This window comes from Actinomyces sp. ICM58 (assembly GCF_000283035.1).
Lineage (GTDB): Bacteria > Actinomycetota > Actinomycetes > Actinomycetales > Actinomycetaceae > Pauljensenia.
On the sequence record NZ_ALIY01000163.1, the window covers coordinates 1 to 5461 of the forward strand.

The 5461-nt window shown below is 67.1% G+C and carries 5 protein-coding genes and 1 pseudogene; all 6 read left to right on the top strand.

All coding sequences use genetic code 11. The annotated features are described in order from the left end of the window. A pseudogene (locus HMPREF1138_RS07540) lies at positions 1-182 on the top strand (Holliday junction branch migration protein RuvA); the annotation flags it as partial. Positions 183-201: 19 nt separating this feature from the next. Continuing rightward, positions 202-1215 (top strand): Holliday junction branch migration DNA helicase RuvB, encoded by a 1014-nt coding sequence (ruvB, locus tag HMPREF1138_RS07545; RefSeq protein ID WP_155887153.1) that lies wholly within the window; start codon positions 202-204, stop codon positions 1213-1215. A 178-nt stretch (positions 1216-1393) separates the two neighbouring features. After that, on the top strand, positions 1394-1804 hold the full coding sequence (yajC, locus tag HMPREF1138_RS07550) for a preprotein translocase subunit YajC (RefSeq protein ID WP_009058308.1): 411 nt from the start codon (positions 1394-1396) through the stop codon (positions 1802-1804). Positions 1805-1830: 26 nt separating this feature from the next. Then, positions 1831-3813: a protein translocase subunit SecD gene (gene secD / locus HMPREF1138_RS07555; protein WP_009058297.1), complete on the top strand. Its 1983-nt coding sequence runs from the start codon at positions 1831-1833 to the stop codon at positions 3811-3813. 1 nt (position 3814) lies between these two features. After that, a complete protein-coding gene (gene secF / locus HMPREF1138_RS07560; RefSeq protein WP_039937448.1) occupies positions 3815-4903 on the top strand; it encodes a protein translocase subunit SecF in 1089 nt (362 codons plus the stop codon). Next, a complete protein-coding gene (locus HMPREF1138_RS07565; protein WP_009058305.1) occupies positions 4900-5439 on the top strand; it encodes an adenine phosphoribosyltransferase in 540 nt (179 codons plus the stop codon). Before secF ends, HMPREF1138_RS07565 begins: the two co-directional genes overlap by 4 nt. Positions 5440-5461 lie beyond the last annotated feature (22 nt).

The window sequence follows — 5461 nt, forward strand, 5'->3', positions numbered from 1 at the left end:
CGACCGCGGCACCTGCGCCGAGCCAGGACGCGGTCGCCGCCGAGGTGAGCGCCGCCCTCGTGGGCCTGGGCTGGTCCGAGGCGCAGGCAGCCAAGGCCATCGAGAAGCTCGCGGGAAGCGGGCTCGGGGCCTCCGACATGCTGCGCGCCGCGCTCGTGAGCCTGGGAGGCGGCCGTGGCTGACCAGCCCGACATCGAGTCGATGCGCATCGTCGCCCCGGACGCGGGCGAGCTTGAGCGCGCCGCCGAGGCGGCCCTGCGCCCCAAGAAGCTCTCCGAGTTCGTCGGTCAGCGCGTCGTACGAGGCCAGCTCCAGCTGGTCCTGGACGCCGCCCGCATGCGCTCGGCCACCCCCGACCACGTGCTCTTGGCCGGCCCCCCGGGACTGGGCAAGACGACACTCGCCATGATTATCGCCGCTGAGATGGGCACGTCGCTGCGCCTGACCTCCGGACCTGCGATTCAGCACGCCGGGGACCTGGCCGCGATCCTGTCGGGCCTGCAGGAAGGCGACATCCTCTTTATTGACGAGATTCACCGCCTGGCGCGCACCGCCGAGGAGATGCTCTACCTGGCGATGGAGGATTTCCGCGTCGACGTGGTTGTCGGCAAGGGACCCGGCGCCACCTCCATTCCCCTGACGCTGCCTCCTTTCACGGTTGTCGGCGCGACCACGCGCTCCGGCCTGCTGCCGGCCCCGCTGCGCGACCGTTTCGGTTTTACCGCTCACCTGGAGTTTTACGAGACCGAGGAGCTCCAGTCGGTCGTGACGCGCTCCGCGACCCTCCTGGGATCACCCATCGACGCGCGCGCCGCCCACGAGATCGCCTCGCGTTCGCGCGGAACACCCCGCATCGCGAACCGGCTCCTGCGCCGTGTCGTCGACTACGCCCAGGTGCACGGGGACGGGACCCTGACGCTGGACGCGGCGCGCGGCGCCCTCGAGCTCTTCGAGGTCGATCCCTCCGGCCTGGATCGCCTGGACCGCGCGGTCCTCGACGCCGTGTGCCGTCGTTTCGCCGGCGGCCCCGTCGGGCTCACGACCCTGTCCGTGACCATCGGCGAGGAAGCGGAGACCGTCGAGACGGTCGCCGAACCCTACCTCGTGCGCGAAGGGTTCCTCGTGCGCACCAATCGCGGACGCATGGCGACCCCGAAGGCCTGGGGACACCTCGGCCTCGCGCCGCCCGCGCCGGACGGCGCTCTCTTCGACTAGGGGAGCAGCCTCGTCTCCGATGGCGCTGGTCCCGGCCGCCCGCGGGGTGACAAATCCCGACGCTGACGTCGATGCGCCGCGCCGCATGGACATCACTTAGGCTAAAACCTTCCCTCGGCATTAGACTGGCAAGGTGCGCTCGACGCGCCGGACCGTCATCGAAAGTGAACCAGCCTTTATGAACAACCTAACCATGCTCGCCCTGATCGCTGTCGCCCTCTTGTTCATGGTGTGGACATCGCGCTCCCGCAAGAAGCAGATGGAGAAAATGGAGCAGGACAAGCGCGACCAGCTTGCGGCCGTCACCCCCGGCACGTGGGTGCGTACCCGCGTCGGTTTTTGGGGCCGTTTCGTCGACCTGGACGGCGACATCGTCGTCCTGGAGACCACCGATGGTCACGAGATGTACTGGGAACGCCAGATGATCGCCGAGATCGGTGGCCAGCCGCCCCTGGCCACGACCGAGGAGGACGAGGTGGCCGAGGCATCCGACGCGCCTGAGTCGGCGGACGAGGATGAGTCCATCCTCGGGCTCGACGACACGGACGCGCAGTCCCCTCTCCAGGACTCCGACGAGCAGCAGAAGTAAGACAAGGCTGAACGGAAAGTAGAACCGTGGCATCTCATAAGCGACGCCCTGTGCGCGCGCTCGTGACGCTCACCGTCGCCATCGTGGCGGCGTGCGCGGCGCTGGCGATCGGGCACTTCGTCAAGGGCGTATCACCCTACCCCGACCTCGCCCTCGACCTGAAGGGCGGGACGCAGCTCATCCTGACCCCCACCGCAACCTCCGAGGGTCAGCGCGAGATCACCGAGGAAGACATCACGCAGGCGATCACGATTATTCGTAATCGAATCGACGCCTCCGGCGTGTCCGAGTCCGAAATTTCCTCCCTCGGTAACTCCAACATCATGGTGTCGATTCCCGGCACCCCCTCGCAGGAGCAGCTGGACCTCATTCGTTCGTCCTCGCAGATGAACTTCCGCCCGGTGCTGCGCGTCGGTGCGGCCCAGGGCGTGATCCAGAACCAGCAGACAACGGCGGCGACCTCTAGCGACGCCGAGGGCCAGTCGGGCCAGGCACAGAGCGGCGCTCAGTCGGGCGCCCAGTCCGGCGCAGCCCAGTCCAGCCCTGACGCCCAGTCTGGCGCAGCCCAGTCCGGTGCGTCCGAGGTGCAGTCCACCGCCCTTGACGAGGCGACTGCGATGAGCATCGCGGACCAGAACGGCGATGGCGTCCTGTCGGACACCCCGGCGAGCGAGCCGGCCAACGCCTCGGACCTGGCGTGGGTCACCGAGCAGGTCTGGTACGACTTCCTGACCCTGGACTGCTCCGCCTCCGCTGACGTCAAGCGCGTCGAGGGTGCGGCGGACAAGCCCTACGCCGCTTGCGACGACTCCGGCCAGATTAAGTACATCCTGGGACCCGTGGCCGTGCCCGGCTCGGACCTGAAGAGCGCCACGGCCGGTCTCGCGCGCAACAACAACGGCCAGACCACCGGTCAGTGGATCGTCTCCCTGCAGTTCAACGCCGATGGCACCGAGAAGTTCAAGGACACGTCCACGATCCTCTACGGCTACCACGACTCGGATCCGCAGGGCTCCTCCTTCTATCAGGGACGCCCCGACCGCAACGCCTTCGCAGTCGTCCTTGACGGCACGGTCATCACCGCCCCGTCGATGGAGGCGATCATCTCCAACGGTGAGGCCCAGATCAGCGGCAACTTCACCTCCCAGTCCGCGACCGCGCTGGCCAACCAGCTGCAGTTCGGCTCGCTGCCCTTGAACTTCGAGGTCGAGTCCGAACAGCAGATCTCCGCGACCATCGGCACCGATCACCTGACGGTTGGCCTGTGGGCGGCCCTCATCGGCTTCCTGCTCGTCATCTTCTACCTGATCTGGCAGTACCGCGGCCTCGCGGTCATCTCCGCGGGTTCGCTCATCATCGCCTCGATTATCACCTACCTGGTGATCGCGCTCCTGTCGTGGGCGATGGGCTACCGCCTGTCGCTGGCTGGCGTCGCAGGCCTGATCATGGCCATCGGTGTGACGACAGACTCCTTCATCGTGTACTTCGAACGCGTCCGAGACGAGGTGCGTGACGGTCGCCCGCTGCAGGCCGCCGTCGAGGAGGGCTGGGATCGCGCCAAGCGCACCATCCTGGTCTCCGACGCGGTCAACCTGGTCGCGGCCGTCGTGCTCTACCTGCTCGCCGTCGGTGGCGTTCAGGGCTTCGCCTTCACCCTGGGTGTCACGACCGTCATCGACATCGCCGTGATCTTCCTCTTTACGCACCCGATGATGGAGCTCCTGATCCGCACCCGCTTCTTCGGCGAGGGCCACAAGCTCTCCGGCCTCGACCCCGAGCACCTGGGCGCAAAGAATGCCCTCGTGTACGCCGGACGCGGTCGCGTCGTCGCGCGCGGGGAGTCGGCCTCGTCGACGAAGGACGAGGCCGGGGATGGACTGTCCATCGCCGAGCGTCGCCGCGCGGCGCGTCTGGCCGCGCGCAAGGCCGAGCAGGCCGCCGACGAGGGCGCCTCAGCGACGTCCGAGGTGTCCGCTGAACCCGTGGCGACCGAGGAAGAGGAGAACTGACATGATGAGTTTTGCTCAGTGGGGCAACGCCCTGTATTCGGGCGAGAAGTCCTATGCGGTCGTGCCTAAGCGCAAGATCTTCGTTGGATTGGCCGCGGCGGTGGTCGTCGTTGGTTTCGCGCTCGTGGCGATTCTGGGCCTGAACCGCTCGATCGAGTTCACGGGCGGTTCTCAGTTCGACGTCGCGCACGTGGCCGATCAGAGCGAGTCTTTCGCCTCGCACGCGGTGACCTCTACCGGCCTTGTCGAGGGGGCTCCGAAGGTCACCCGCGTCGGCTCCGACTCGGTGCGCATCCAGACCGCGTCGCTGGATTCGGCGGGGACCGCCCAGATGCGCGAAGCCCTGGCCAGCGCCTACGGCGTGGAAGCGTCCGAGGTCCAGTCCTCCTCGATCGGCCCCTCGTGGGGCTCGTCGGTGACGACCAAGGCCGCGCAGTCGCTCGTCATCTTCATGGCCCTCGTGGCCCTGCTTATGACCGTGTACTTCCGCTCCTGGAAGATGGCCGCCTCGGCGCTGCTCGCCCTCGTGCACGACATCGCGGTGACCGTCGGCGTGTTCGCGATTCTGCAGGTCGAGGTCTCGCCGGCCACCGTTATCGGCTTCCTGACGATTCTGGGCTACTCGCTTTATGACACCGTCGTCGTCTTCGACAAGGTGCGCGAGCTGACATCGGACGTCTACGAGCAGAAGCACTACACCTTCGCCGAATACGTGAACCTCGCCGTCAACCAGACGATGGTTCGTTCGATCAACACGTCGGTTGTGGCCCTTCTCCCGGTCGGAGCGATCCTCATCATCGGTACGGTGGCCCTGGGCCCGGGTACCCTGGTGGATATCTCGCTGGCGCTGTTCATCGGTATGATCGCGGGCACCTACTCGTCGATCTTTATCGCCTCGCCGCTCCTCGTCACCTTCCAGGAGCTGTCGGACAAGACCCGCGAGCACAACGCGGCCGTCGCGCACGAGCGCGCCCACCGCACCACCACCGGCGAGTCCTCCTCCGCGAAGGCCGTCAAGGTGGCCCCGATTAAGCCCGGCAAGCGCCTGGGCAACGAGAATCAGCCTCACAGGAAGAAGACTCATCGATGATCGGTGAACTCGGCGACCGCGTCGCCACTCTTGTCCAGGACAACCTGGTGGAGATCCCGGACTTCCCCGAGCCGGGTGTTCTGTTCCGCGACATCACAGGCCTGTTCGCCAACGGACCTGCCTTCAAGGAACTCGTAGAGTTGATCGGCGCGCGCTACGCGGGTCGCATCGACGCGGTGGCCGGGCTGGAGTCGCGCGGGTTCATCCTCGGGGCCCCCGTCGCCGCCGAGCTGGGCCTGGGCATGCTGACGATCCGCAAGGCGGGCAAGCTTCCCGGCGAGGTGATCGGCGTCGACTACTCCCTGGAGTACGGCAGCGCGCGCATGGAGATCCGTCCCCAGACCGTTCACGAGGGGCAGCGCGTCCTGATCATCGACGACGTCCTGGCCACGGGCGGGACCGCCCGCGCCGCGGTCGACCTCTTGGAGCAGTGCGGCGCCTCGGTCGAGGCGCTCGCCGTGCTCCTTGAACTGAAGGACCTTGACGGACGCAGCAAGGTTGACGGCATCACGGTGGAGACCGCACTGTTCGTCTGAGCGAGCAACGTCGAACGACGAG

Bases quoted from the DNA above. Each gene is read 5' to 3' on its own strand.
- HMPREF1138_RS07565 (WP_009058305.1), top strand. From the start codon at position 4,900: ATGATCGGTGAACTCGGCGACCGCGTCGCCACTCTTGTCCAGGACAAC.
- ruvB (WP_155887153.1), top strand. From the start codon at position 202: ATGCGCATCGTCGCCCCGGACGCGGGCGAGCTTGAGCGCGCCGCCGAG.
- yajC (WP_009058308.1), top strand. From the start codon at position 1,394: ATGAACAACCTAACCATGCTCGCCCTGATCGCTGTCGCCCTCTTGTTC.
- secF (WP_039937448.1), top strand. From the start codon at position 3,815: ATGATGAGTTTTGCTCAGTGGGGCAACGCCCTGTATTCGGGCGAGAAG.